This is a genomic window from Microcella sp. (assembly GCF_019739195.1).
Lineage (GTDB): Bacteria > Actinomycetota > Actinomycetes > Actinomycetales > Microbacteriaceae > Microcella.
On the sequence record NZ_JAHHDS010000003.1, the window covers coordinates 2,457,551 to 2,480,025 of the forward strand.

A 22,475-nucleotide genomic window follows, 5' to 3' on the forward strand; every position below is an offset into this window, starting at 1 on the left:
ATGGGGTGTGTGCCGATCAGCTCCGGTCTATGCGATCGCATAGACACCCTGACCCCAACGCGCGCCAGCCCGAACTATTCCGCCCGCGTCACGAATCACGGAAAGACGACGGAGTCAGGGCGATTCGCTGGGCCTAAAGGCCCGCGAGCATCCGAATCTCCGTGATCTGTGACAGGCAGCAGAATGAGGGGGTGGATGCTGCGCTCGTGACCCGGCTGCGCGCCGACCTGCTCGCGGCGCACTACACGGTCGACCGGCTGCGGCAGCTCTGGGGCGACGACGCCGACGCGGCGCTCGCGCGCGGCGACCGCGTACCGGCGGTGCGCGCTCTGAACGGCGTCGCGCCGAGCCCCGCCGCGACGCTCGCGCGGCTCTTCGTGCTCGGCGAGGCCACCACTGATGCGCAGCTCGACGCGGCGTTGCCAACGCTCGGCGCCGCGGGCGCCCGACAGCTCGGCCTCGTCGGCGCCGACGGCCGCGCCCTGCTCGACCTGCGCCCCTACTCGTCGATCGACGGCTCGGGCGCCGTCGACTGGGTCATCGCCTCTGACCTGGGCGAGCTCGCGCTCGGCACAGCGCTGCCGCCCGACCACGTGCTCGGCGTCGGGGGAGCGTCGTTGACCCTCGCCGCACTCATCCCCACCGAGCCGGTCGACTCGGTGCTCGATCTCGGCACGGGCTGCGGCATCCAGTCACTGCACGCGGCCCGTCATGCGCGACGGGTTGTCGCGACCGACCTCTCTGCCCGCGCGCTCGACCGCGCTCGCCTCACGCTCGCGCTCAACGGAATTTCGGCGACCGACGAGTCGGGGCGCGCAGGCACCGCTGCCGTCGAGCTGCGCCAGGGCGACCTCTTTGCCCCGGTCGCGGGCGAGCGCTTCGACCGCATCGTGACCAACCCACCGTTCGTCATCACGCCGCGCCGCGACGGTGTGCCGCTCTACGAGTACCGCGACGGCGGCCGGGTGGGCGACGCGATCGTCGAGCAGGTCGTGCGCGGCGCGGCTGACCACCTGACTCCGGGCGGCACCGCGCACCTGCTCGGCAACTGGGAGTACCGCGACCAACTCGCCGGCGACGGGCTCACCCGGGTGCGCCGCTGGATCGACGAGGCGGGCCTCGACGGCTGGGTCGTCGAGCGCGAGCGGCAGAGCCCGGCCGAGTACGCCGCCACCTGGATCCGCGATGGCGGCACGCGCGTCGGCACCCCCGAGTACGAGCGGCTCGCGGGGGAGTGGCTCGACGACTTCGCCGCCCGCGGGGTGACGGCGATCGGCTTCGGCTACGTGCTGCTGCGCCGGCCGGTCGCCCCCGGCCTGCCGCGACTGCTGCGCGCCGAGGCGCTGAGCTCTCCGCTCGGCACCCCCGCTGGAATCGGCGACCACCTACTGGTCTGCCTGCGCGCGCACGACGCCATCGCGACCCTCGACGACGAGGCGCTCGGTGCGCTGAGGCTCCAGGTCGCCCCGGACGTCACCGAAGAGCGCCACTACTGGCCCGGCGACGAGAACCCGACCGTGATCCGTCTGCGCCAGGGCGGCGGCTTCGCGCGCACGATCGACGCGGATGCTGCGCTCGCCGGCCTCGTCGGCGCGAGTGACGGCGAGCTCACGGTCGCCGAGATCGCGAACGCCCTCGCCCACCTGCTCGAGGTGGACGAGGGCGCCTTGCGCGAGCAGCTGCTGCCCCAGGTGCGCGAGCTCGTCGCGACCGGGCTGCTGCTGACCGACTAGGTGTTCGTCGGGGTGGCTCGGCGCAGAATCAGGTAGGCCGCGGCCGCGCTGATCACGGTGATCACGAAGCTCCACATGATCGTGCCGAGCAGGCCAGCGGTCGCGAAGAACTCGCCGACGGCGCCCCATGACTCGGTCACGGTGATGAGGTAGGCGGCGGCCACAAGCCCGAGCACGAGTCCTGCCCAGAACACGTACATGCCCATCGCCTTCCACCGCACGTAGACCGCCGCTGTTGCCGCCCCGATCGAGGCGAAGAGCAGCAGAATCAGAAGGGTGCCGTAGAAGATCTCGAACCACGTCGCGTCGCGCGCCGTATCGAAGAACGCCAGGCCGACACCCCAGTAGTTGGTCGCTCGCTCGACCATCGCCAGGGTCGCAACGAGCAGTGCGTAGCCGATCGAGAGTGCCGTGAAGAGCACACCTGTGCCGAGCAGGTAGTCGCGGCGCGTGGCGCCGAAGCCGAGGGCGAGCGGGAACGTCTGGTTGACGCTCTGCACAGCCATCACGAGCGTGTAGACCCAGATGAAGCCGATGCCGCCGTTCACCGTCACCTCGGCGCCCCCGTTGGTCGCGGTCGTGATGATGCCGATGATCGCGAGGTTGACGAGAAAGATGAAGGTCAGAATCGTCAAGGGCCAGCCGAGCAGCGTCATGGGGTTGGTGAGCTGCAGCAGCATGATGGTCGAGAGTCGGCGACCCAGGGGCCGCGCGGTCATCGAGCGCGGGGCGTCCGCGGTCAGGGTGGTCATGAGTTCGTTCCTTCCGAGATCATGGCGGGGGCATCCGTCGCCGAGTACCCGGCGCGGCGCACGATGAGTTGCTGCAGTGACACGGCGCCGACCTCGAGACCCGCCGCGCGAGCTGCGTCGCGATCGACCTCGGTCACGTTCGCAATCGTGGCGCTGAGCAGACCGCCGAGCTGATCGCGATGCGCGACCTCGTGCCCGGCGATGAACCGCTCGACCGCTTCTGCCGGGCCGCTGACGGTCGCGGCGTGCGAGCGCAGCTCTTCGACGGGAGCGTCGATGACGATGCGGCCGGCGTCGATCACGAGCGCGTGCTCGAGCAGCTGGCTGACCTCGTCGATGAGGTGCGTCGACAAGATCACGGTGCGGGGATGCTCACTGTAGTCGGCGAGAAGGTGGTCGTAGAAGGCCTGCCGCGCCACAGCATCCAGCCCCAGATAGGGCTCGTCGAAGATCGTGAGGGGCGCGCGCGAGGCGAGCCCGACGATCACGCCGACGGCGGAGCGCTGACCGCGCGAGAGTTTCTTGATGAGCTGCTTGCGGGTGAGCCTGAACTCGTCGACGAGCTGCTCGGCGAACTCGGCATCCCAGTGCTCGAAGAAGCGCGGGGCGCCGGCGAGCACGTGCTTGATGCGGAACTCGTCGGGGTAGCGCTGGCTCTCAGAGATGAAGCACGTGTGCTGCAGCACGGCGGCATTCTCGACGGGCGGCGCGCCGAAGAGGCGCACGGTGCCCGAGGTCGCGAACTCTTGCCCGGTGATGAGCCGCATGAGCGTCGTCTTGCCGGCTCCGTTGCGGCCGAGCAAGCCGGTGATGGTGTTTTCGGCGATCGAGAACGTGGCGTCGTCGACGGCGTTCATCGAGCCGTAGCGCTTGGTGAGGTGCTGAACCTCGACGGCGGGGGTCATGGGGTGGCGTCCTTTCGAATCATGTCGGCGAGCTCGTCGGGCGAGATGCCCAGGGCTCGCGCTTCTGCGTGCAGGGGTCGGAGAAACACGTCGCGAAACGTCTCGCGACGCGCGGCGATGAGCGAGTCGCGCGCGCCCTCGGCGACGAACATGCCGATGCCGCGGCGCTTGTAGAGCACCCCGGAATCGACGAGCAGCGTGATGCCTTTGAGCGCCGTCGCGGGGTTGATGCGATGGAACGCGGCGAACTCATTGATCGAGGGCACCTGCTGGCCTTCGACGAGTGAGCCGTCGATGATTTGGTTTTCGATCTGCTCGGCGAGCTGCCGAAAGATCGGTCTGCCTTCTTCCACGCTCACCTCCGTTCTCTGTGTTGGTTACTTAGTCAAGTAACTAACCAGAGAACCGCGAGCGTGTCAAGCGCCGCGGCGAAGGTCGATGCCGAGGCGACGGATTCCGCGCCCTCAGCGCGGTCGGCGCCTCCAGTCGGGCACCGTGAGCAGAATGGCTGTCGCGCTCAGGGCGACGCCGGTGAGGCCGAAGAGCAGGCTGCCGGTGCTCTGGGCTCCGCTCGCGAGGAAGGGCAGGTCGTCGGGCAGGCTGATGCCGATGCTTAAGTACGGAAAGACGGCGGCCACGACGATGGCGCTGCCGGCGATGCAGGCCGCGGCGAGCATCCGTCGCTCCGTCAGCAACTGGTCGGCGGCGATCGACGGCAGCAGGGCGAGCACTGCGACCCCGAGCACGACTGCGAGCGAGAGCAGCACCCAGATGCCAAGCGTGATCGTGAAGCCGATGCGCGAGGCAGTGCCCCACGCGCCGTAGATCTCGTCGAGCGTCAGCATGCCCTGCGCGATCGCGAGCGGCTGCTCGACCGCGAGCGTGTAGGCGCCCACGGCGATGAGGCCCAGTAGGGCGGCCGCCGCGCCGAGCCCGACGCGGCGACGCAGGCCCGGGTCAGGCAGCGGTGCGGGCTCGGGAGGGAAGATGATGCGCTGGCGCGGCACGATCGGCTCAGCGGGGTTCGGGCGCGGGGCGTCGGGGCCGACTTGCGCGAGGTCGACGCCGTCGAGGTCGGCCGTCAGCGCACCCGAGCCGATGCGCTTCACTCCGCGCACGATCGCGAGCGCGTTGAGTAGACCGCCGAGCAGCACGAGCGCGAGACCGAGCCAGGCGAAGGCCGGCTCACCGCCCGCGACGAATGCGGCCAGGAAGGCGAGCGGGGCGAGCAGCAAGCTCGTGAGGCCCCAGCGGAAGAGCTGCCCGGTCGTGCGCATGCGCGCCTCCTTGAATTCACGAGTCGTCGCCGCCACCCTACTCACCCCGGCACTGCGGCGACTGCGGCGAGCCGACGGCCGTGCGGCGGTCTGCTCTCGTAGCCTCGCGGGGTGCGTGACTACGGCGAAGACGTGCTCTCTGGCGATTGGCGTGCGACAGGGCGCACGGTGGTGACCGAACTGCCCGCTGACAACGGGCTCGTCGTCGAGCTGCCCGACGGAGATGCCGCCGACAATGCCGCGGGCTTCGTCGGCGCGGTGGTGCTCGTCGACGCCGGCAACGTGCACCTTGAAGACCGTCACGGTCGTGTGCGCGTGTTTCCGCTCGGCGCCGGGTTTCTCGTCGACGGCGAGCCGGTGCGGCTCGTGGCCCCGGTCGCGACGGTCGCGCCGACGGGACGGGCGCGTACCGCGAGCGGCTCGTTCGCGGTGACGGATGCTCGCGCCCGCGTCGCCCGCGCCAGCCGCATCTGGGTCGAGGGCAGTCATGATGCCGAGCTGGTCGAACAGGTGTGGGGCGACGACCTGCGCGTCGAGGGTGTGGTGGTCGAGCACCTCGAGGGCGCCGATCACCTGGCCGAGAGGCTGGTCGAGTTCGGTCCGTCAGCAGGGCGGCGCGTCGGGGTGCTGCTCGACCACCTCGTGGCCGGCTCGAAAGAGTCGCGGCTCGCCGCAGATGCGCTCGCGCGGGTCGACGCGGCGCACGTGCTCGTGGTGGGGCATCCGTTCATCGACATCTGGCAGGCGGTGCGCCCGTCGTCGGTGGGTATCGAGGCGTGGCCCGACGTGCCGCGCGGCATCGACTGGAAGACGGGCACATGCCGAGCTCTCGGTTGGCCGCACGAGTCGGCGGCCGATCGGGCGGCAGCCTGGCGCCGCATTCGCGGTAGCGTGCGCGGCTACGCCGACCTCGAGCCTGCCCTGCTCGGTCGCGTCGAGCAGCTCATCGACTTCGTGACCGCCGAGTAGGTGCTCTGTGCGCGTTTCTCACGGTTTGCGCCGTTTCGCACGCTTGTGAGCGTACGAGGTGTCGCTTTCAGTGCGACGAGCGCGACCAGCGTCCTTGGGCGAGGGGTTCCGTCGGCCGAGAACACCCTGGCGACGAAACGTCGCCAGAAATGACGAAAGCCGCCCCACATCATCGGGGGGCGGCTCTCGTGTGTCTCAGCTCGAGCGAACTCGAGAAGACGGGAGGGAACTAGAGCGGGCGGATGTTCTCGGCCTGCAGGCCCTTGGGGCCCTGCGCGACGTCGAATTCGACCTTCTGGTTCTCGTCGAGCGAGCGGTACCCGTTCGACTGGATGGCGGAGAAGTGCGCGAACACGTCGGCGCTTCCGTCATCGGGGGTGATGAAACCGAAACCCTTTTCGGCGTTGAACCACTTAACAGTGCCTGTCGTCATTACTGACTCCTTGTTACTCACGGAGTTTCGACTGTCGAAACCACCAGTCGAACCACTCGTGAATCCTGCTCTATACGAGAGCACGCACTGCTTGCACGGCACGTTCGGATCGCCGAGGCGTATCAACTTCACTGCCGAGAGTAGTGCACCCAGCAGAGAACGGGGCCATCTTCACCGAGTTGTTACATGACGAGTGCACAGCGATCGCCGAGCGAAGACCCATACCGTAGAAGCCTCGACCCCCCAGGAGTGACTGCATGAGCTTCTTCGACCGCCTCTTCGGTGCCCCCACGCCCGAGCCGGAGCAGCGCCGAGCCGCCCCCCGCACCGACGACGACCGCGCCGTCGAGCGCTACCGCTACCTGTTGCAGACGGCGCCGCCCGAGACGATCGAGCAGGTGCACGCGGAGGCCTTTGCGAAGCTGAGCCCCGAACAGCGGCGGCTCGTGTTCGACGAGCTCGCGCGCACGGCCCCTGCGGGCGAGGCTCCCGTCGACGACGAGCCGGGCACCCTCGCCCGCGCCGCCACCCGATCAGAGCTGCGTCAGCCTGGCACGATGGAGCGCTCGCTCGCGGGCCCCTCGTTCGGCCAGATGGTCGGCGCCTCTCTGCTGGGCACGGTCGCGGGTTACGTCATCGGCTCGGCCCTCGCGAGCGCCTTTTTGCCCCCCATGGATGCTGGCGCGACGGATGCCGCCGGCGCCGAGTCGGCCGACCCCGGCGCTGATGCGTCGGGCGGCGGTGAAGTCCTCGCCGGCGGCGACTTCGGCGGCGACGCGGGCGGAGACTTCGGCGGCGGTTTCGGCGACTTCGGCGACTTCGGGTTCTGACCATGGCGAAGCGGCAGCGCATCGAGCCCGGCCCGGGTCAGGAGTCGGTCTGGGACTACCCCCGGCCGCCCCGCGTCGAGCCCGTGCACGCCCGCGTGACGATCGAGCTCGGTGGGCGTGTGATCGCCGACACGACAAGCGCGGTGCGCGTGCTCGAGACGAGCCACCCGCCGGCCATCTACCTGCCGCCCGAGGCGTTCGTCGAGGGCGCCCTGCAGCCCGCCGAGGGCAGCTCGTTCTGCGAGTTCAAGGGCCGCGCCGGCTACAGCGACGTCGTGAGTGGCGACGTGCGCGCCCCGAAGGCGGCGTGGCACTACGCCGCCCCGAGCCGCGGCTTCGAGTCGATCGCCGGTTTCGTCTCAGTCTACCCCGGCCGCATGGATCGCTGCACGATCGACGGCGAGACCGTGCAGCCGCAAGAGGGCGACTTCTACGGCGGCTGGATCACCGCGAACATCGTCGGCCCGTTCAAGGGCGGCGAGGGCACCTGGGGCTGGTAGCGGCGCACAGCCCCGACCTCTAGCCCGCTGCTGTTTCGGGCCGCCGAACTGCGCGCTCTGCGCGGCGCTGGCACACTGTCGACGTGACCGAGCACGACTCCTCAGCGCCCTCCGACGCGCCCGCGGCCCCGACGTCGGCTGACCTGCGCCGGTGGCGCGGCTACCTCGCCGACGAGCGCGCCGAGGCTGCTGTATACCGCGACCTGGCCGCGCGCCGCACAGGCGAGGAACGCGCCATCCTGCTCGCCCTCGCCGAGGCCGAAGCTAGGCATGAGGCGCACTGGGTCGCCCTCCTGGGCGAGCACGCCGATCGGGTGCCGGCCGCCTCGGTGCGCACGCGCATCCTGTCGTTCTTCGCTCGTCGCTTCGGCAGCGTCTTCGTGCTCGCTTTGGCCCAGCGCGCCGAATCACGATCGCCCTATGAAACGGATGCTCACGCGACGGCCGCGATGGCCGCCGACGAGCGCATCCACGGTGAGGTCGTGCGCGGGCTCGCCGCGCGCGGACGCCAGCGGCTCTCGGGCACCTTCCGTGCGGCAGTGTTCGGCGCCAACGACGGGCTCGTCAGCAACCTTGCCCTCGTCATGGGCATCGGCGCGGCGGGGCTCGGCCCGGGCACGGTGCTGCTCACGGGGCTCGCCGGCCTGCTCGCCGGCGCGCTGTCGATGGGGGCGGGGGAGTACGTCTCGGTGCGGTCGCAGCGCGAGCTGCTCGACGCCTCGACTCCTGACCCCGAAGCGCACACGGCCCTGCCGAACCTCGACGTCGACGCGAACGAACTGGCGCTCGTCTATCGCGCTCGCGGCATGGACGAGACTGAGGCCATTGAGCATGCGCGCGGGGTGCTTGCCGACTACGACCCCGCGGTCGCGGCAGCACGCGCCGCCGAGGCCGAAGCCGAGCAGCACGTCGCGATCGGCTCGGCCTGGGGTGCCGCGCTGTCGAGCTTCGCGTTCTTCGCATCCGGGGCGATCATCCCGGTCATCCCGTACCTGCTGGGGCTTGAAGGCCTTGCCGCGATCGTGACGGCGGCGGTGCTCGTCGGCATCGCACTGCTTATCACCGGCGCGATCGTCGGCGTGCTGTCGGGGGCGTCACCGCTCAAGCGCGCCCTGCGCCAACTGGCGATCGGCTACGGCGCAGCGGCCGCTACCTACCTGCTCGGCCTGGCCTTCGGCACGACGCTCGCCTGATCGTTCGTACCCGAAACAGGTGATTCACAGGTTCGTGGGTCAGGCTGGAGTGTTGGCGCCGACGCTGACAGGGGCGAGTGCCGCCGGTGTGAACAAGGCCACCGGGCGGGTGCTGTGACCTCCTGACCTCATGGGTCGCCTCCTCATTGCGAGCGCGGCGAGGTCGAATCGCGCAACGACGTGCACTCACCGTGTCTCCGGCCTGACCGCCGCCACCAGGAAGTGTTTTTCTCCTCATGCTCCACTTGGTTCACCCTGCCCTGCCGCGCGTAGCGGCCCTGAATCCTTACCGACTTCGACAGACCGCGCTCGTCGCGGCTGCCGCCCTCGTGGCCATGAGCGCACTGCTCGTCAACACTGTTCCTGCCGCGATCGCCGTGGCGAGCGAGCCTTCGGGCGAGCCGGCGCCGCGCACGCAGCTGATGTCGGTCGCGACGATCGAGGCGGCTCCGCTCGAGGCACTCGAGTACACGGTCGATGTTCGACCGGCCCTGCAGTACCCGGTCGGCATCGGCGCCCCCGTCGGCAGCGGCTTCGGCCCGCGCGATGCCGCGTGCGGCGCGTGCTCGACCATGCACCAGGGCATCGACTGGAACCCCGGTCGCGGCTACCCGATCGTCGCCATCGCCGACGGCGTCGTCAGCAAGGTCGTCACCTCGGGCAGTTCGCTCGGTGTGTATGTCGTCATCGACCACGTCATCAACGGTCAGGCGATCTCGAGCGTCTACGGGCACATGGAGAACGGCTCGTTGACCTTGAGCGTCGGCCAAGAGGTGCGCGGCGGCGACCAGGTCGGCTCGGTCGGCAGCACGGGTGTCACGACGGCTCCGCACCTGCACTTCGAGCTGCGCATCGGTGGTCGCGCGATCAACCCTGCGTCGTGGCTGGCGGCCAACGGCGCTCAGTAAGCAGCCTGCTCGACCCGCTGACACCGAGCATCCCATCGGAATCGGCGACGGCTCCGAACTACTTGTGCCTACCGTGAGCCACGGTGGTCGCCTCGAGCGATCGTCGTCTTGCGACCTGCACGAGGAGTTTGTCGATGTCGATCACCACCGCCCTTCGCGAGTTTGAGCTGCAGACGCGCCCGATCCACCCTGAGACCCGCAAGGCGCTCGACCTGCGGTGGCAGAATCTGCCCGAGCATGCGAAGACGCCTGAGCAACTGCTCGGCAAGTGCGCGGTCGGGTGCGAGGGCACCCACGGGGTGTTTCCGAAGTGCAACCTGACCTGCTCGCCGTGCTACCACTCGGCCGACGCCAACAAGGTGCGCATCGACGGCGACCACACGGTCACCGAGGTCACGAAGCAGATGGGGCTGCTGCGCCAGATTCGCGGGCCGCGCGCGCACGCCCAGCTCATCGGCGGCGAGGTCAGCCTGCTGCCCGCCAAGGCGCACCGCGACACGCTGCTCGCCATGCGCGCCGTCGGCCGCGAGCCCATGTCGATGACGCACGGCGACTTCGACTATGACTACCTGCTCGACGTCGTGCTCGACGACGACGGCAAGCCGGTCTTCAAGAAGGTGTCGTTCGCTGCACACTTCGACTCGCTCATGCGCGGTCGCCGCGGCGCCGTGCGGCCGAAGAGCGAGGCCGAGCTCAACCCCTTCCGTGAGCAGTTCGCGCAGATGTTCGCGGATCTCAAGAAGCAGAAGAAGGTCGACTCGTACCTCGCGCACAACATGACCGTGACGCCGACCAACCTCGACGAGGTCGAGCAGGTCACGCGCGACGTGCTCGAGATGAACTACGACATGATGTCGTTTCAGCCCGCGGCCTTCATCGGTGACGACCGCCGCTGGAAAGAGAACTTTCAAGAGGTCACGATCGACGCGGTGTGGGATCGCATCGAGGCCGGCGTCGGCCAGAAGCTGCCGCACAAGGCCGTGCAGTTCGGCGACCCGCGCTGCAACCGCCACACGGTCGGCGTCATGGTCGAAGGCCGCTTCGCCTCGGTGCTCGACGCCGACGAGCCGAAAGACATCGCCGCGCGCGACCGCTTCTTGAAGCACTACGGCGGCATGATCTTCGGCGACATTCCGACCTGGGCCCTCACGATCAAGGTCATGCGCGCCGTGCTGAGCCACCCGCAAGACCTGCCGCCCATGATCGGGCTCGTCAACCGCATTCTGAAGCGCGGCGGCGGCTTGCGCGCCGTGATTCGCGCGGCCCGTCGGGGCAAGGTCAGCTTCAAGACGTTCGTCGTGCACAATTTCATGGATGCTGAGCAGGTGAAGCCCGCCTGGCAGCTCATGCAGCAGGGTGTTGTGGCCGATGACCCGCTCATCAAAGAGACGCAAGAGCGCCTCGGCTCGTGCATGTATGCCATGGCGCACCCCGAGACCGGCGAGATCGTGCCCGCCTGCGTGCAGCACTCAGTGCTCGACCCGATCGAGAACATCGGACTGCGCACGCTGCTGCCGCTCGAGCCGAAGGGCGAGCGGACGACGGGCATCACGAACGGTCGCGCGGCCGAGCTCGTAGAAGAAGGCGCATCGCGCTGGTAGTCGGGATGCCCTGCCACGGCAGGGTGCGGTTGTGCCCGGCTACGGCAGGGGCACGACCGTGCACGCCGAGCGGGGGATGTGCGCCGTCGCGCTCTGACCGACCACGAGGGGGCGGCTCGCGGGCACTTCGGCCTCGAGCACGCCGTCACCGCACGCGAGCGTGATCTCGGCGCGGGGTCCGCGCGCGCGCCGATCGGCGACGACGACCTCGACGCCCACCATGCCGGGCGGCACCTCGACCGGCAGCGTCGAGACGTGCACGGCCTCGTGACGCACGACGAGCATCCCCGGGCCGTCGGCCCAGCTGTCGCCGTCGGGGGCCGGCACCGAGCCGATCGCCGAATGGTGCACGCCTGACCGCACCTCGCCCGCGAGCTCGATGCGGCCGCCCATGAGGCGCGAGACCTCGATCGACTTCGGGCGCGTGTAGAGGCGCTCGACGGTGTCGTGCTGCAGAAGGCGCCCCGTGCTCAGCAGGGCGACGCGGTCGGCGACCACGGCGGCCTCGTCGCGGTCGTGCGTGACCATGACGATCGTCGGGTTGAGTTGGCGGCGAATCTGCCCGAGCAGGTTGTGCATGTCGGCCCGCAGTTCGGGGTCGAGGGCGCTGAACGGCTCGTCGAGCAGCAGCACGCGGGGGCGCGCGGCAAGCGCGCGGGCGAGCGCGACGCGCTGTTCCTGCCCGCCTGAGAGGGCCGTGATCGAGCGGTCGCCGAATCCCTCGAGCTGCACGAGCTCGAGAAACTGCCGGGCGTCGGCGCGCGCCTCGCTCTTGGGCTGCCCCGCGACTGTCGCCACGAAGGCGACGTTGTCGAGCACGCTCAAGTGCGGAAACAGCAGCGGACGCTGAAAAACCATCGCCATGCCGCGCCGCTCGGGCGCGACCCCCGCGACATCGGTGCCGTCGACGAGAATGCGCCCGCTCGACGGCACGTCGAGGCCGGCGATCGACCGCAGCACCGTGCTCTTGCCCGAACCCGAGGGGCCGAGCACGGCGAGGCACTCGCCGGCGGAGACGGCGAACGAGACTCCGTCAAGCGCCGTCGTGCCGCCAAATGCCTTGGTCAGGGCGTCGATCTCGAGAGTGGCGCTCACGGTGAACCTTTCGGTGACTGGCTGGCGGTGGGCCCGTGCAGGTAGCTCGCGGTTGGATACCTGCGGCCGAAGCGGCCCAGAGCCAGTAGCAGCACGAGCGGGGGCACGATCGCGCTCACCGAGAGCACGGCGACGACGGCGTCATTGCCCACCCCCGCGGCGAACGAGGCGACGAGCAGCGGCAGCGTGACGATCGTGCCGCCGCCGACGAGCACGGTGATGACGTAGTCGCTCCAGCCGACGAGGAAGGCGAGGAAGGCCGCGCGGGCGAGTCCCGGGGCGACGAGCGGCAGGTGCACGCGCCAGAGAACGTGCCAGCGGGATGCTCCGAGCGTGCGCGCCTCGTCTTCATAGGCGAGGTCGTGCGCCGCGTAGGCGACGCGCATCGTGTAGACCGTGTAGGGCAGGGCGGCGGCGACGAGCAGAATCACCACGCCGACGACCCCCGGAACCCTCGCGCGCAGCAGCACGATCGTGAGCCCCATGACGGCCACGAAGGCGGGCAGGGCGAGGGGTGCGAGCAGGATGCCGCTCACGAGCCGCGGGAACGGCACGGCTCCTCGTGTCAGGGCACGAGCCGCCATCGCCCCGATGGGCGTCGCAATGGCAGCCACGACGAGCGCCAGCACGAGGGACCTCCCGAACGCCGGCACGGCCCCGTTCGCGAGCGCAGAGGTGACCCCGTCGAAGCCCCACTCGGTGGGCAGCGCGGCCGGAACACTCCAGCGGTCGGCGAAGAACCACAGCAGCAGCGGCACGAGCGGCAGGGCGAACCACACGGTGAGCAGCGCGGCGACGGTGAGGCGCAGGGCACGACCGCCCGGCCGCGGGCGCATGAGCCCGCGGCTCGAGACCGTGCGGTCGTCGGGGGTGACGCGTTGCCCGTAGGGGATCAGCATGGCCATGGCGCCTACTTCCACAGCGGCGTGCGCCGCAGGCAGGCCATGCCGATCGCGACGACCGCGAGCGAGATCGCCGTCGTGACGACCGCGACGGCTGCCGCCTCGGGCCGCGAGGTCAGCGTGATCGAGTCGAACAGGCGAAAGGCGAGTACGGGCAGTGGCTCGGGATAGGGGCGGCCGAGCAGCCAGGCCACCTCGTACGAGCCGAACGTGTAGACGAAGATGATGATGGCGCTCACGATGACCGCGGGGCGGGCGAGCGGGATGACGACGTGGCGCAGCCGTCGCGCACGACCCGCGCCGAGCAGCGCGGCCGTCTCGTCGTAGCGGGCGACGCGCGTGGCGAGCACCGCAGCGACCACGAGCGCGACGAACGCCGACTCCTTCCAGGTGTACTCGAGCACGACGGCGACCCACCAGGGCCCGCCGACGAGGTCGGGCCATTCCGTGCCGGGTATACCGAGCATCCGCGGAATGATGCCCGCGTCAGAGATCAGCAGGCCGATCGCGGCCGCGCCGATGAGGTGGGGGATCGGGATGGTGAGGGCGCTCACCGCCGCGACGATGCGGCCCGTGCGACGGCCCTGCGTGATGACGACCGCGGCGGTGAGTCCGATGATGCACGAGAGCACGGTCGAGGCCGTCGCGATCGCGAGCGAGAGCCCCGTTCCGATGAGCAGCTCCTCACCGTTGGCGAGGTAGGCGTCGAGGCTGAGGCTCGGAACGCCGACGAGCGGTAGCAGGCCGAGGCTCTGCACGAGCGACATGCCGATGCCGCCGATGACGACGAAGCCCGCGATGAGCAGCGCGGGGGAGACGAGCGCGAGCGACACCCAGCGTCGGGAGCCCGCAGTGCGGGTTCCCGACGCTGGGAGGTCGATCGCGACGATGGTGGCGCGCCCTACTGCGTGAGCACGAGCTGGCGCCAGCCCTCGTCGATGGGCGTGACCCATGCGGCGGCGAGCTCGGGGTTGGCGTTCTCGCTCAGCACGTCGTAGCTGGGCACGACGGGCGACTCGGGCAGCGCCTCGAACAGTGCGCGCTGCTCGTCGCTCAGCTGGTCGAGGTCGAGCACCGTGAACTGGCCCCACACGTCGGGCTCGGCCTTGGCCGCCTGCTGCTCGGCCGAGAGGGCGAGGTTGGCGACGACCATCGCGCCGGCCTTGCTGCCGGAGGTCGAGGCGAGGCCGAGGAAGCTCGCGTTGCCGACGGTGCCCTCATCAAACGTGAGCACCTTCGTGCCGGCGGGGTACGTGCCGTTGGCCACGAGCTCGGTGAGCGTCGCGGGGCCGTAGGTCATCGTGAAGTCGACCTCGCCGTCGGCGAAGAGCTGGTTGAGCTCGTTCGAGTCTTGCGGGTAGGTCTCGCCGCCGCGCCACAGGCTCGGCTCGAGGTCTTGCAGCTCGGCGTAGAGCGCCGGCGTCAGGGCGTCGAAGTCGTCTTGGCTGAACGCGAGCGGCACGTTCTCGTACCCGCCGCTGACGCTGTAGAGCACCTCGCGCACGAAGACCGAGCCCGTGAAGTCGGGCGGAGCCGGGTAGGTGAAGCGGCCCTGGTTTGCGCGCGCCCAGTCGAGCAGCTCGTCGAGCGAGGTCGGCACGTCGGTGACGGTGTCGCTGTTGTAGACGAAAGTGAACTGCGCCTTGTGCCACGGAGCCTCGCAGCCGTCGACGGGCGTGCCGAAGTCGTCGAGCAGCAGCGGGTCAGCGGGGTCGGTCAGCGCCATGTTGGGCAGCAGGTCGGTCCAGCCGCACTCCCACGCGCCGGCCTCTTTGCCGGTGCCGAAGTTGTTGCCGTTGACCCACACGAGGTCGACTTCGCCGTCGGTCTCGCCCGCCTGCACTTCGCTGAGAATGCGGTTGAGGGCGTCGGGTGTGTCGGCGATCGGCACCTGCTCGAGCGTGACGCCGAGCTCGGCCGCTGCGGGCACGAGCACGTCGTTGACGTAGGCGTTGCCCTGCTCGTCGCCGCCGTACATCCAGAGCTTGACGGTCTGGCCTTCGGCCGCCGCGACGACCTCGTCCCAGCTCGCGTACGACTGGTCGTCGGCGCTCGCCGGGGCTGAGCACGCGGCCAGGGTCATAACGAGGCCGGAGGTGATCGCCAGAGCGACCCCCGAGCGGTGTCGGCGCTGTGGTGACATGGGTTCTCCTTGGTGAAGAATCGGTGAAGAGCACTTCAGGGTACGCGACGCCCCGTCGACCTAGACTGACGCACCATGAGCAGCGCGCAGTGTGATCCCGACTACACAGCGCGACACTCGCGCCGCTGGTCGGCTTCGGTCGTTCGAGCCATCGCTCTCGGGGTATTCGTCGCCCTCGCCGTAGCGGTTGGGCTGATCGTCGGAGTTCCTCCGCTCGAACAGGTGCAGCAGACGGTCGCGTCGTGGGGTTGGGCCGGCGGCGCGGTGTTCGTGGCGCTCTACGCGGCGATCACCCTGACTCCGGCGCCCAAGAACGTGCTCTCGGTCGCGGCCGGGTTGATCTTCGGTTTCGCCGGTGCGCTCGCCCTCGTGTACCTCGGCGCGCTGCTGGGGGCGGCGGCGGCGTTCGGGCTCGGCCGCTCGCTGGGCCGTGACGCCGTGGAGCGCTACACGGGCACGCGAGTGGCCCGCCTCGACGAACTGTTGCGCAGGCGCGGGCTCGCTGCGGTCATCGGCGTGCGACTGATTCCGATCATCCCGTTCACCGCCATCAATTACGGGGCAGGCCTGACCGCAGTACGCCTGCGCGACTACGCCCTCGGTACGGCGATCGGCATCATTCCGGGGTCGGCGGCCTACGTTGCACTCGGCGCGTTCGGCCTCGAGTTCGGCTGGCCCGCCTGGGTAGCGATCGGCGTGCTCGGTGCACTCACCCTCGCGGGAGCCATCTGGGCCGAGCGAGGGCGCCGAATACGCCGTGACAGCGCGGCCGCCGCGCCCGAGACCGAACGAGACACGGAGAACTGATGCTCGATCGCCCGATGCGCGCCCTCATCGCCCGGCCGACGGATGCTCTCGCGCGCGCCCTCGACCGCCCCGGCATCACTCCCGATGGTCTGACGGTCGCCGGACTCATGATCGGGCTGGCATCGGCGGTCTTCGCGGGGCTGCAGTGGTGGGCCGCGGCGCTCGTGCTGTGGCTTCTGTCGCGCGTCGTCGACGGAGTCGACGGCGCCCTCGCACGCCGCCGCCGCGCTGCGCCCGCCGGCTCGCCCGCCGCTCAGGTCGGCGAGTCGCCCGGCACCCCGCACAGCGAGGCCGGCGGCTTCCTCGACATCACCGCCGACTTCGTCGTCTACGGCGCGACGGTCATCGGCGTCGCGGTCGGCGCGACGACGGCGTTCGATGCCCCCTGGTGGCCCTTTCTCGCGGTGCTGTTCGCGTACTACATCAACGGCGCGGCCTTCTTGGCGTTCTCGTCGATCGCCGAGCGCACGGGGCGGCAGCTCGACGACGGCCGCTCGCTGTCGTTCCTCGGCCGCATCGCCGAGGGCACCGAGACAATCGTCGTGCACGCGCTGTGGCTGATTCTGCCCTTCTGGGCAGCGCCGATCGCCGTCGGCTGGGCGGCCCTCGTCGGCGTGAGTGCCGTGCAGCGCATGGTGGCGGGCTATCGCGCCCTGCGCTGAACTCCCCATCGCGTGCCCCGTGCCGCGACCATCCGCGCGCCGCGTCGCAACGTCGGCCCCGCCCCTGCCCACGCCCGTCTTCGCCCACGCCTCGCCCTCGCCCATGCCCGTCCTCGGCCACGCTCTGCCCCTGCCCACGTCCCGCACCTGCCCATGCCCGTGCTCGTTCCCTCCTCCGCCGACCCCACCCGCGGACACTTCAACGGATGCGGAACAATATGAATCGCATTCGCATAGTTCCGCATCCGTTGAAGTGCAGCGGAGGCTATGCCGAGGGGGCGCGTCGGTCGGCCCGCGGCAACAGCAGGCGGTGCGCGGCAGACGCGGGGCGCCTCGTGAGGCAGACGCGGCGCACCTCGTGAGGCAGCGGCGTGAACGGCCGCCGAGCGGCGGACCGGCGCGATGCAGGCGGGGCTGCGCGGGCTAACGGGTCGTGACGCGGCGCCAGCGCGCGAGCAGCCGGATCACGGGAGCGATCGACCCGCTCTCGAGCCGCACTCGAACGTCGGCGATCGCCGCGTTCCACAAGGCGTCGCTGTAGGTCGGGTAGGGGTGGGTCGTGCTCGCGATGTCGCTCGTGCGGATGCCCTGCCGCACGGCGAGCGCAGCCTCACCGATTGATTCGCCCGCCCGCGGGCCCACGATGACCGCGCCGCGCACGCGGCCCTTGCGGTCGACGACGATGCGCGCAAAGCCGGCAACGTCGCCCTCGGCGATCGCCCGGTCGGTGTGCGCGTGCTGCACCTCGACCACGTGGCAGTTCTCAGCCTCGGCGTCTGCGGGCGCGAGACCCACGGCTGCGACCTCGGGGTGCGTGAACGTGACGCGCGGCACGGCAGCAGCATCCACTCGGCGACGCAGCCCGAGCGCCGCATTCGTGGCCGCGAGGCTGCCGTTGACGCCCGCGATGTGGGTGAACTGCGGCAGACCGCTGACGTCGCCCGCCGACCAGATGCGGCGGTTGCTCGTGCGCAGCGAGGTGTCGACCTGCACGTAGCCGCGCTCGTCGAGCGCCACCCCGGCCGCCTCGACATCGAGACCCTCGAGACGCGGCGAACGGCCGAGCGCGACGAGCAGGCGGTCGAAGGGCACGGCAGACCCATCAGAGAGGTGCAGGATGCCCGCACCCGCATCGCCCGACCGCTCGACCCGCTCCACCGTCGTCGACACCCGCACGTCGATGCCGTCGCGCACCATCGCCGCGGCGACCAGAGTCGAGGCGTCGGGGTCCTCTTTCGGCAGCACGCGCGTGTTGCGCTGCACGAGCGACACACGGGTGCCGAGGCGCGCGAAGGCCTGGCTGAGCTCAGAGCCGATCGCGCCCGCGCCGAGAACGGCGAGCCGCTCGGGCTGCTCGGTGAGATCCCACACGTCATCGCTCGTCAGCACGGCCACGTCGTCGATGCCGGGCAGGTCGGGCACCTCGGGCGCCGAACCGGTGGCGATGATGGCCTGGCGAAAGCGTACGGCGAGGGGCGCGGCGCCGTCGACCGGCGCGACCTCGGCGCTGCGCGGCCCCGTGAAGCGCGCGCGGCCCATGATGACGCGGGCTCCAGTCGCCTCGACCACTTCGGCCGAGTCGGCCGGCTCGATCTCGTGTATCGCCGCGTGCACGTGCTGCATGACGGCCCCGAAGTCGACGCGCACGCCGTCGACGTGCACGCCCAGCCGAGCGCCGTCGCGGGCTCGCGCGGCGACGTCGGCCGCGGCAATGAGCGACTTCGAGGGCACGCAGCCGGTGTAGAGGCAGTCGCCGCCCATGCGGTGCGCCTCGACGAGCAGCGTGCTCACACCGAATCGGGCGGCCGTCTTTGCGGCGACGAGTCCGGCGGTGCCGCCCCCGATCACGAGCAGGTCGACATCGAGCGGGGCGGCAGAAGCTGCGGTCATGGGCAGAGAGTATCGCCCGGGCTGCTTGTTAGCCTGGGGCGTGCTCATTCGCCCCCTCACCGCCGCCGACGCCGACGAACTCGCCCTGCTCAACGACGCCGCGACCCCCGCCGTGCCGATCACCGAGCCGGCGGGCCTGGCGCGCCTCGTCGAGCTCGCCGAGCTGGCCCTCGGTCTCGAGCGCGACGGGCAGCTTGTGGGCTTCGTCATCGCGATCGGCCCCGGGTCGCCCTACGAGAGCGAGAACTACGCCTACTTCGAGTCGCGCGGCGTCGACCACCTCTATGTCGACCGCATCGTCATCGCCGAGAGCGAGCGCGGCAATGGTCTCGGCCCGATGCTCTACGAGCAGGTGTTCGCGGCCGCGCGCGCAGCGGGTCGGCGCGATGTGACGTGTGAGGTCAACCTCGACCCGCCGAACCCGGGCAGCCAGGCGTTCCACGCTCGCCTCGGGTTCGAGCAGGTCGGCGTGCAGTCGACCAAGGGCGGCGCGGTGACCGTGTCGCTGCTCGCCGCGCCCGTGGCGTGAGCCGCACGACAGGTCAGCGCTGCTGGCCGTTCTTGGGCATCCACTCGGCGGCCAGCACGGCGGCCTGCGTGCGCCGCTGCATGCCGAGCTTCGAGAGAATTCCGCTGACGTAGTTCTTGACCGTCTTCTCGGCGAGAAACAGTCGCGCGCCGATCTCGCGATTCGACAGGCCCTCGGCGATGAGGGCGAGAATCTCGGTCTCGCGCGGAGTCAAGCCGTCGAGCGGTGACGCTTCGCGGGCGCGGCTCAGCACGCGCTCGGTGACGGCAGGGTCGAGCAGCATCTCGCCCGCCGAGACGCGGCGGATCGCCTCGATGAGGCTCGTCGCGCGCACCTCTTTCAGCAGGTAGCCGTTGGCGCCGGCGAGCACAGCAGCGAGCACGGCCTCGTCGTCGTCGTATGAGGTGAGAATGAGGCAGCCGAGCTCAGGGCGCTCTGATTTGAGGTCTCGGCAGACGTCGATGCCGCTGCCGTCGGGCAGCCGACCGTCGAGCACGGCAACGGTCGCGCCCGACGCGAGAATCGCGTCGGCGGCCCCGGCGACGACCCCTGCTTCGCCGACGACGCTGATGTCGTCTTCCTGCTCGAGCAGGTCGGCGATGCCGCGCCGCACGATCTCATGATCGTCGAGCAGGAACACGCTCACAGGAATGTTCATCGTGCCTCCCAGGGTACGCTCCAATACACCTGAGTTCCCTGAGGTGAAGCCTTTTCAATCACGAAAGTTCCGCCGCGCTCGCGGGCACGTGCCTCGAGATTGCCTAAACCGCTGCGCCGGTCGGTCTCGGGCATGCCCACGCCGTTGTCGCGCACTGTCACGATCACCTCTGCACCGCGTACCGCGACGCTCGCCTCGACCACCGTGGCCTGGGCATGCCGCACGACGTTCGAGAGCGACTCGCGCAACACGGCGGCGACCTCGTCGCCGAGCTCGGTGTTGACGAGCGTGTCGACGGGGCCCGCGAACTCAAGGCGCGAATCGAGGGTCTCGCCTTCAAGGGTCTCGCGCATGAGCGTGTTGATGCGCGCTCGCAGGCTGTGCATGCCCGCGCTCGCCGGCGTCGATAGTCGGTAAATCGCCTGACGGATCTGCCGGATCGTCGAGTCGATCGCGTCGACCTGCCCCGCGATGCGTGCGCCGCTCGACGTGGAGGGGTCACCCACGACGCTCTGCAGGCTGAGCCCGACGGCGAACAGGCTCTGAATCACGTGGTCGTGCAGGTCGCGCGCGATGCGGTCGCGCTCATCGGCGAGCGCGATGCGCTGCTCGTCGATGCGCGCCCCCGCGAGTTCGCGCGCGATGGCTACCGACCGTGCGAAGCGCGTGATGGTCTCGCGCTCGGCGGCGCTGAACGGGTGGCCGTGCGCTCCGCGCGCGATGCCGAGCTCGCACGACTCGCGGTCGGCGCTGCCCTGCATGGGCACGATGAGCGTGGGCCCGGGGTCGGAATCGCCGGCCAGGCGGACGAGCTCGCTGCGGGCATCCGTCGCCGCGTGATCGGCGTTGACGATGACCACATGCGGGGCGTGCGAGAGCTGGCGCACGACGTCGACGATCGCTGGCACCTCGTCGGAGCCGATCGCGCCCGACAGCAGGTTCTGCGTGAGCTGCTCTGAGGCGGTCAGCCAGCGGCGGTCTTCTTGCGACTGCTCGTAGAGTCGCGAGTTGGCGATCGCCGTGCCTGCCATGGCCGCAAGCGCCGCGATGATCGATTCGTCGACGTCGTCGAAGGCACCCTCGCTGCGCTCAGTGAGGTAGAGGTTGCCAAAGACCGTGCCGTCAACATGGATGGGCACGCCGAGAAAGGCGTCCATGGGCGGGTGGTGAGGCGGAAAACCGACCGACCGCGGGTCACGCGACAAGTGATCGAGACGGATGCTCGCACCCTCGGTGATCACGGCGCCGAGAATGCCCTTTCCGCTCGGCGGCTCGCCGAGCAGCCGCACCTGCTCGTCGCTCAGCCCCGAGTGCAAGAAGCGCTCGAGGGCACCGTCGGGGCCGATGACGCCGAGCGCGCCGTACTGCGCGCCGACGAGCTCGCGGGCCACGGCGACAATGCGTTGCAGGGCTGCCGTCAGCTCGAGATCTTCGGTGACGGCACGCGCGGCCGAGACGAGCAGCCCGATGCGATGGTAGCCCTCATCAGTCGTCGATGCCCGGTCGAGAATGCGCCGCACGAGCGCATCGACAACAGGGCTCTGCGCCGCGCCCGCCTCAACGGTGCGCGCCCGCTGCTCGGCAGACGTCACGGTGCGCCGTCAGGGTGATTTGTCGAGTCGGCCGCTGGGCGACGACCGCCGCGCAGCGGCACGGGCGTGACGTCACCCGAAACCTCGTCTTTGACGAGGAACGGCCGCAGCTCGACGGGCTCGATCGCCTCTGCACGCTTCTTTGCCTGGCGGCGGCGGTAGACCAGGTTCAGCACCTCGACACCGATGGCGAACGCGATGGGGCCGTAGATGAGGGCCTTGTCGATGTGCACGTCGAAGCCCTCGGCGATGAGGGTCGACCCGATGAGCACGAGAAAGGCGAGGGCGAGCATCTTGACGGTGGGGTGGCGGTTCACGAAGTCGCTGATCGCCTTGGCCGTGAAGAGCATGAGAGTGATGGCGATGACGACGGCTGCAATCATGATCCACAGCTCGTCGACCATGCCGACGGCGGTGATGACCGAGTCGAGAGAGAACACGATGTCGATGAGCAGAATCTGCACGATGATGCCCGCGAAGGTCACGGTCTTGCCACTCGACTGCTGGTGGCCCTCGGCCCCCTCGAGCTTCTCGTGAATTTCGACGACGGCCTTGTAGACGAGGAAGAGCCCGCCGAGAATCAAGATCAGGTCGCGGCCCGAGAAGCCCATGCCGAAGAGCTCGAAGAGGTCGTTCGTGAGGCTGATGATCCAGCTCGCCGCGAACAGCAGCAGGATGCGCATGATCATGGCGAGCGAGAGACCCACGATGCGAGCCCGGTTCTGCTGCTCGGGCGGCAGCTTCGCCGCGAGGATCGAGATGAACACCACGTTGTCGATGCCGAGCACGATCTCGAGCACGAGCAGTGTGGCGAAGGCGATCAGCAGCTCGGGCGAGAAGACGAATTCCATCCCCGCATACTAGTGAGCGATGGTGAGGTTCCCGCCGAATCGCTTTCGCGGCGGCCGCGCTCGGCGATCTGCTCGATGTCGGCGACGAGTCGGCGTACACTCGTGCTCGTACACGGGAGTCCGGTGAGCCGGGCTGAGAGGAAGCTCATTCCAAGCTTCGACCGTCGAACCTGATCCGGATCATGCCGGCGCAGGGAGGACTTCTCGCACCCGTGCCGACCGAATTCGCGGGCGCGAACGCCGTG

The 22,475-nt window shown here is 69.8% G+C and carries 23 protein-coding genes and 1 riboswitch; of the genes, 10 read left to right on the top strand and 13 right to left on the bottom strand.

The annotated features are described in order from the left end of the window. Positions 1 to 191: 191 nt before the first annotated feature. A complete protein-coding gene (locus tag KL788_RS13565) occupies positions 192 to 1,733 on the top strand; it encodes a DUF7059 domain-containing protein (protein ID WP_293172825.1) in 1,542 nt (513 codons plus the stop codon). Here KL788_RS13565 and KL788_RS13570 read toward each other — a convergent pair. The 4 genes from KL788_RS13570 to KL788_RS13585 form a co-directional block, all read right to left on the bottom strand. Beyond that, positions 1,730 to 2,485, bottom strand: a complete 756-nt coding sequence (locus tag KL788_RS13570; protein ID WP_293172827.1) for a hypothetical protein — start codon at positions 2,483 to 2,485, stop codon at positions 1,730 to 1,732. The genes KL788_RS13565 and KL788_RS13570 overlap by 4 nt on opposite strands. Further along, on the bottom strand, positions 2,482 to 3,390 hold the full coding sequence (locus KL788_RS13575; protein WP_293172830.1) for an ABC transporter ATP-binding protein: 909 nt from the start codon (positions 3,388 to 3,390) through the stop codon (positions 2,482 to 2,484). The genes KL788_RS13570 and KL788_RS13575 overlap by 4 nt, the downstream gene beginning before the upstream one ends. Continuing rightward, a complete protein-coding gene (locus KL788_RS13580; protein ID WP_293172833.1) occupies positions 3,387 to 3,743 on the bottom strand; it encodes a GntR family transcriptional regulator in 357 nt (118 codons plus the stop codon). Before KL788_RS13580 ends, KL788_RS13575 begins: the two co-directional genes overlap by 4 nt. A 111-nt stretch (positions 3,744 to 3,854) precedes the next feature. After that, positions 3,855 to 4,667: a hypothetical protein gene (locus KL788_RS13585; protein WP_293172836.1), complete on the bottom strand. Its 813-nt coding sequence runs from the start codon at positions 4,665 to 4,667 to the stop codon at positions 3,855 to 3,857. Positions 4,668 to 4,778: 111 nt separating this feature from the next. Here KL788_RS13585 and KL788_RS13590 point away from each other — a divergent pair, with 111 nt between their 5' ends. After that, positions 4,779 to 5,636: a DUF3097 family protein gene (locus KL788_RS13590; protein WP_293172839.1), complete on the top strand. Its 858-nt coding sequence runs from the start codon at positions 4,779 to 4,781 to the stop codon at positions 5,634 to 5,636. A 229-nt stretch (positions 5,637 to 5,865) separates the two neighbouring features. Here KL788_RS13590 and cspE read toward each other — a convergent pair whose 3' ends face one another. After that, on the bottom strand, positions 5,866 to 6,069 hold the full coding sequence (gene cspE, locus KL788_RS13595; protein WP_055860048.1) for a transcription antiterminator/RNA stability regulator CspE: 204 nt from the start codon (positions 6,067 to 6,069) through the stop codon (positions 5,866 to 5,868). Positions 6,070 to 6,326: 257 nt separating this feature from the next. On the opposite strand from cspE, the gene KL788_RS13600 reads away from it, so the two are divergent. The 5 genes from KL788_RS13600 to KL788_RS13620 all read left to right on the top strand — a co-directional run bounded on the left by KL788_RS13600 (position 6,327) and on the right by KL788_RS13620 (position 11,101). Then, positions 6,327 to 6,899 (top strand): hypothetical protein, encoded by a 573-nt coding sequence (locus tag KL788_RS13600; protein ID WP_293172852.1) that lies wholly within the window; start codon positions 6,327 to 6,329, stop codon positions 6,897 to 6,899. Positions 6,900 to 6,901: 2 nt separating this feature from the next. Then, complete coding sequence (locus KL788_RS13605; protein ID WP_293172855.1) at positions 6,902 to 7,399, top strand: DUF427 domain-containing protein; 498 nt, start codon at positions 6,902 to 6,904, stop codon at positions 7,397 to 7,399. A gap of 83 nt (positions 7,400 to 7,482) precedes the next feature. After that, complete coding sequence (locus KL788_RS13610) at positions 7,483 to 8,592, top strand: VIT1/CCC1 transporter family protein (protein ID WP_293172858.1); 1,110 nt, start codon at positions 7,483 to 7,485, stop codon at positions 8,590 to 8,592. Positions 8,593 to 8,828: 236 nt separating this feature from the next. Further along, positions 8,829 to 9,500: a M23 family metallopeptidase gene (locus KL788_RS13615; RefSeq protein ID WP_293172861.1), complete on the top strand. Its 672-nt coding sequence runs from the start codon at positions 8,829 to 8,831 to the stop codon at positions 9,498 to 9,500. Positions 9,501 to 9,634: 134 nt separating this feature from the next. After that, on the top strand, positions 9,635 to 11,101 hold the full coding sequence (locus tag KL788_RS13620) for a hypothetical protein (RefSeq protein ID WP_293172864.1): 1,467 nt from the start codon (positions 9,635 to 9,637) through the stop codon (positions 11,099 to 11,101). A 39-nt stretch (positions 11,102 to 11,140) separates the two neighbouring features. On the opposite strand, the gene KL788_RS13625 is transcribed toward KL788_RS13620, so the two are convergent. The 4 genes from KL788_RS13625 to KL788_RS13640 form a co-directional block, all read right to left on the bottom strand. Then, positions 11,141 to 12,196, bottom strand: a complete 1,056-nt coding sequence (locus KL788_RS13625; protein ID WP_293172867.1) for an ABC transporter ATP-binding protein — start codon at positions 12,194 to 12,196, stop codon at positions 11,141 to 11,143. Next, positions 12,193 to 13,101, bottom strand: coding sequence for an ABC transporter permease (locus KL788_RS13630; RefSeq protein WP_293172870.1), 909 nt, complete (start codon positions 13,099 to 13,101; stop codon positions 12,193 to 12,195). The genes KL788_RS13625 and KL788_RS13630 overlap by 4 nt, the downstream gene beginning before the upstream one ends. 5 nt (positions 13,102 to 13,106) lie before the next feature. Then, positions 13,107 to 13,931 carry an ABC transporter permease gene (locus KL788_RS13635; RefSeq protein WP_293172873.1) on the bottom strand — a complete coding sequence of 275 codons (825 nt, stop codon included), beginning with the start codon at positions 13,929 to 13,931 and terminating at the stop codon, positions 13,107 to 13,109. A 68-nt stretch (positions 13,932 to 13,999) separates the two neighbouring features. Then, positions 14,000 to 15,241 (bottom strand): ABC transporter substrate-binding protein, encoded by a 1,242-nt coding sequence (locus KL788_RS13640; RefSeq protein ID WP_293172876.1) that lies wholly within the window; start codon positions 15,239 to 15,241, stop codon positions 14,000 to 14,002. Positions 15,242 to 15,316: 75 nt separating this feature from the next. Here KL788_RS13640 and KL788_RS13645 point away from each other — a divergent pair, with 75 nt between their 5' ends. Both KL788_RS13645 and KL788_RS13650 read left to right on the top strand, forming a co-directional pair. Continuing rightward, a complete protein-coding gene (locus KL788_RS13645) occupies positions 15,317 to 16,048 on the top strand; it encodes a TVP38/TMEM64 family protein (protein WP_293172878.1) in 732 nt (243 codons plus the stop codon). Further along, complete coding sequence (locus KL788_RS13650; RefSeq protein ID WP_293172881.1) at positions 16,048 to 16,710, top strand: CDP-alcohol phosphatidyltransferase family protein; 663 nt, start codon at positions 16,048 to 16,050, stop codon at positions 16,708 to 16,710. Before KL788_RS13645 ends, KL788_RS13650 begins: the two co-directional genes overlap by 1 nt. Positions 16,711 to 17,133: 423 nt before the next feature. Here KL788_RS13650 and KL788_RS13655 read toward each other — a convergent pair whose 3' ends face one another. Then, positions 17,134 to 18,600 (bottom strand): dihydrolipoyl dehydrogenase family protein, encoded by a 1,467-nt coding sequence (locus KL788_RS13655; RefSeq protein WP_293172884.1) that lies wholly within the window; start codon positions 18,598 to 18,600, stop codon positions 17,134 to 17,136. Between the two features lie 40 nt (positions 18,601 to 18,640). On the opposite strand from KL788_RS13655, the gene KL788_RS13660 reads away from it, so the two are divergent. Beyond that, entirely contained in the window at positions 18,641 to 19,129 is a 489-nt protein-coding gene (locus KL788_RS13660; RefSeq protein ID WP_293172886.1) for a GNAT family N-acetyltransferase, read from the top strand. A gap of 13 nt (positions 19,130 to 19,142) precedes the next feature. On the opposite strand, the gene KL788_RS13665 is transcribed toward KL788_RS13660, so the two are convergent. Genes KL788_RS13665 through KL788_RS13675 form a run of 3 tightly spaced genes read right to left on the bottom strand, consistent with a single transcriptional unit; the run spans position 19,143 to position 22,230 of the window. After that, positions 19,143 to 19,787 (bottom strand): response regulator, encoded by a 645-nt coding sequence (locus KL788_RS13665; RefSeq protein WP_293172889.1) that lies wholly within the window; start codon positions 19,785 to 19,787, stop codon positions 19,143 to 19,145. Next, on the bottom strand, positions 19,784 to 21,379 hold the full coding sequence (locus KL788_RS13670) for a GAF domain-containing sensor histidine kinase (protein WP_293172892.1): 1,596 nt from the start codon (positions 21,377 to 21,379) through the stop codon (positions 19,784 to 19,786). Before KL788_RS13670 ends, KL788_RS13665 begins: the two co-directional genes overlap by 4 nt. Continuing rightward, positions 21,376 to 22,230 (bottom strand): TerC family protein, encoded by an 855-nt coding sequence (locus tag KL788_RS13675; protein WP_293172895.1) that lies wholly within the window; start codon positions 22,228 to 22,230, stop codon positions 21,376 to 21,378. Before KL788_RS13675 ends, KL788_RS13670 begins: the two co-directional genes overlap by 4 nt. Before the next feature lie 102 nt (positions 22,231 to 22,332). Beyond that, positions 22,333 to 22,444: riboswitch (TPP riboswitch) on the top strand. The last annotated feature ends 31 nt before the right edge of the window (positions 22,445 to 22,475 follow it).

Bases quoted from the DNA above. Each gene is read 5' to 3' on its own strand.
- KL788_RS13570 (WP_293172827.1), bottom strand. From the start codon at position 2,485: ATGACCACCCTGACCGCGGACGCCCCGCGCTCGATGACCGCGCGGCCC.
- KL788_RS13575 (WP_293172830.1), bottom strand. From the start codon at position 3,390: ATGACCCCCGCCGTCGAGGTTCAGCACCTCACCAAGCGCTACGGCTCG.
- KL788_RS13585 (WP_293172836.1), bottom strand. From the start codon at position 4,667: ATGCGCACGACCGGGCAGCTCTTCCGCTGGGGCCTCACGAGCTTGCTG.
- cspE (WP_055860048.1), bottom strand. From the start codon at position 6,069: ATGACGACAGGCACTGTTAAGTGGTTCAACGCCGAAAAGGGTTTCGGT.
- KL788_RS13600 (WP_293172852.1), top strand. From the start codon at position 6,327: ATGAGCTTCTTCGACCGCCTCTTCGGTGCCCCCACGCCCGAGCCGGAG.
- KL788_RS13605 (WP_293172855.1), top strand. From the start codon at position 6,902: ATGGCGAAGCGGCAGCGCATCGAGCCCGGCCCGGGTCAGGAGTCGGTC.
- KL788_RS13615 (WP_293172861.1), top strand. From the start codon at position 8,829: ATGCTCCACTTGGTTCACCCTGCCCTGCCGCGCGTAGCGGCCCTGAAT.
- KL788_RS13620 (WP_293172864.1), top strand. From the start codon at position 9,635: ATGTCGATCACCACCGCCCTTCGCGAGTTTGAGCTGCAGACGCGCCCG.
- KL788_RS13630 (WP_293172870.1), bottom strand. From the start codon at position 13,101: ATGGCCATGCTGATCCCCTACGGGCAACGCGTCACCCCCGACGACCGC.
- KL788_RS13640 (WP_293172876.1), bottom strand. From the start codon at position 15,241: ATGTCACCACAGCGCCGACACCGCTCGGGGGTCGCTCTGGCGATCACC.
- KL788_RS13645 (WP_293172878.1), top strand. From the start codon at position 15,317: ATGAGCAGCGCGCAGTGTGATCCCGACTACACAGCGCGACACTCGCGC.
- KL788_RS13650 (WP_293172881.1), top strand. From the start codon at position 16,048: ATGCTCGATCGCCCGATGCGCGCCCTCATCGCCCGGCCGACGGATGCT.
- KL788_RS13655 (WP_293172884.1), bottom strand. From the start codon at position 18,600: ATGACCGCAGCTTCTGCCGCCCCGCTCGATGTCGACCTGCTCGTGATC.
- KL788_RS13665 (WP_293172889.1), bottom strand. From the start codon at position 19,787: ATGAACATTCCTGTGAGCGTGTTCCTGCTCGACGATCATGAGATCGTG.
- KL788_RS13675 (WP_293172895.1), bottom strand. From the start codon at position 22,230: ATGGAATTCGTCTTCTCGCCCGAGCTGCTGATCGCCTTCGCCACACTG.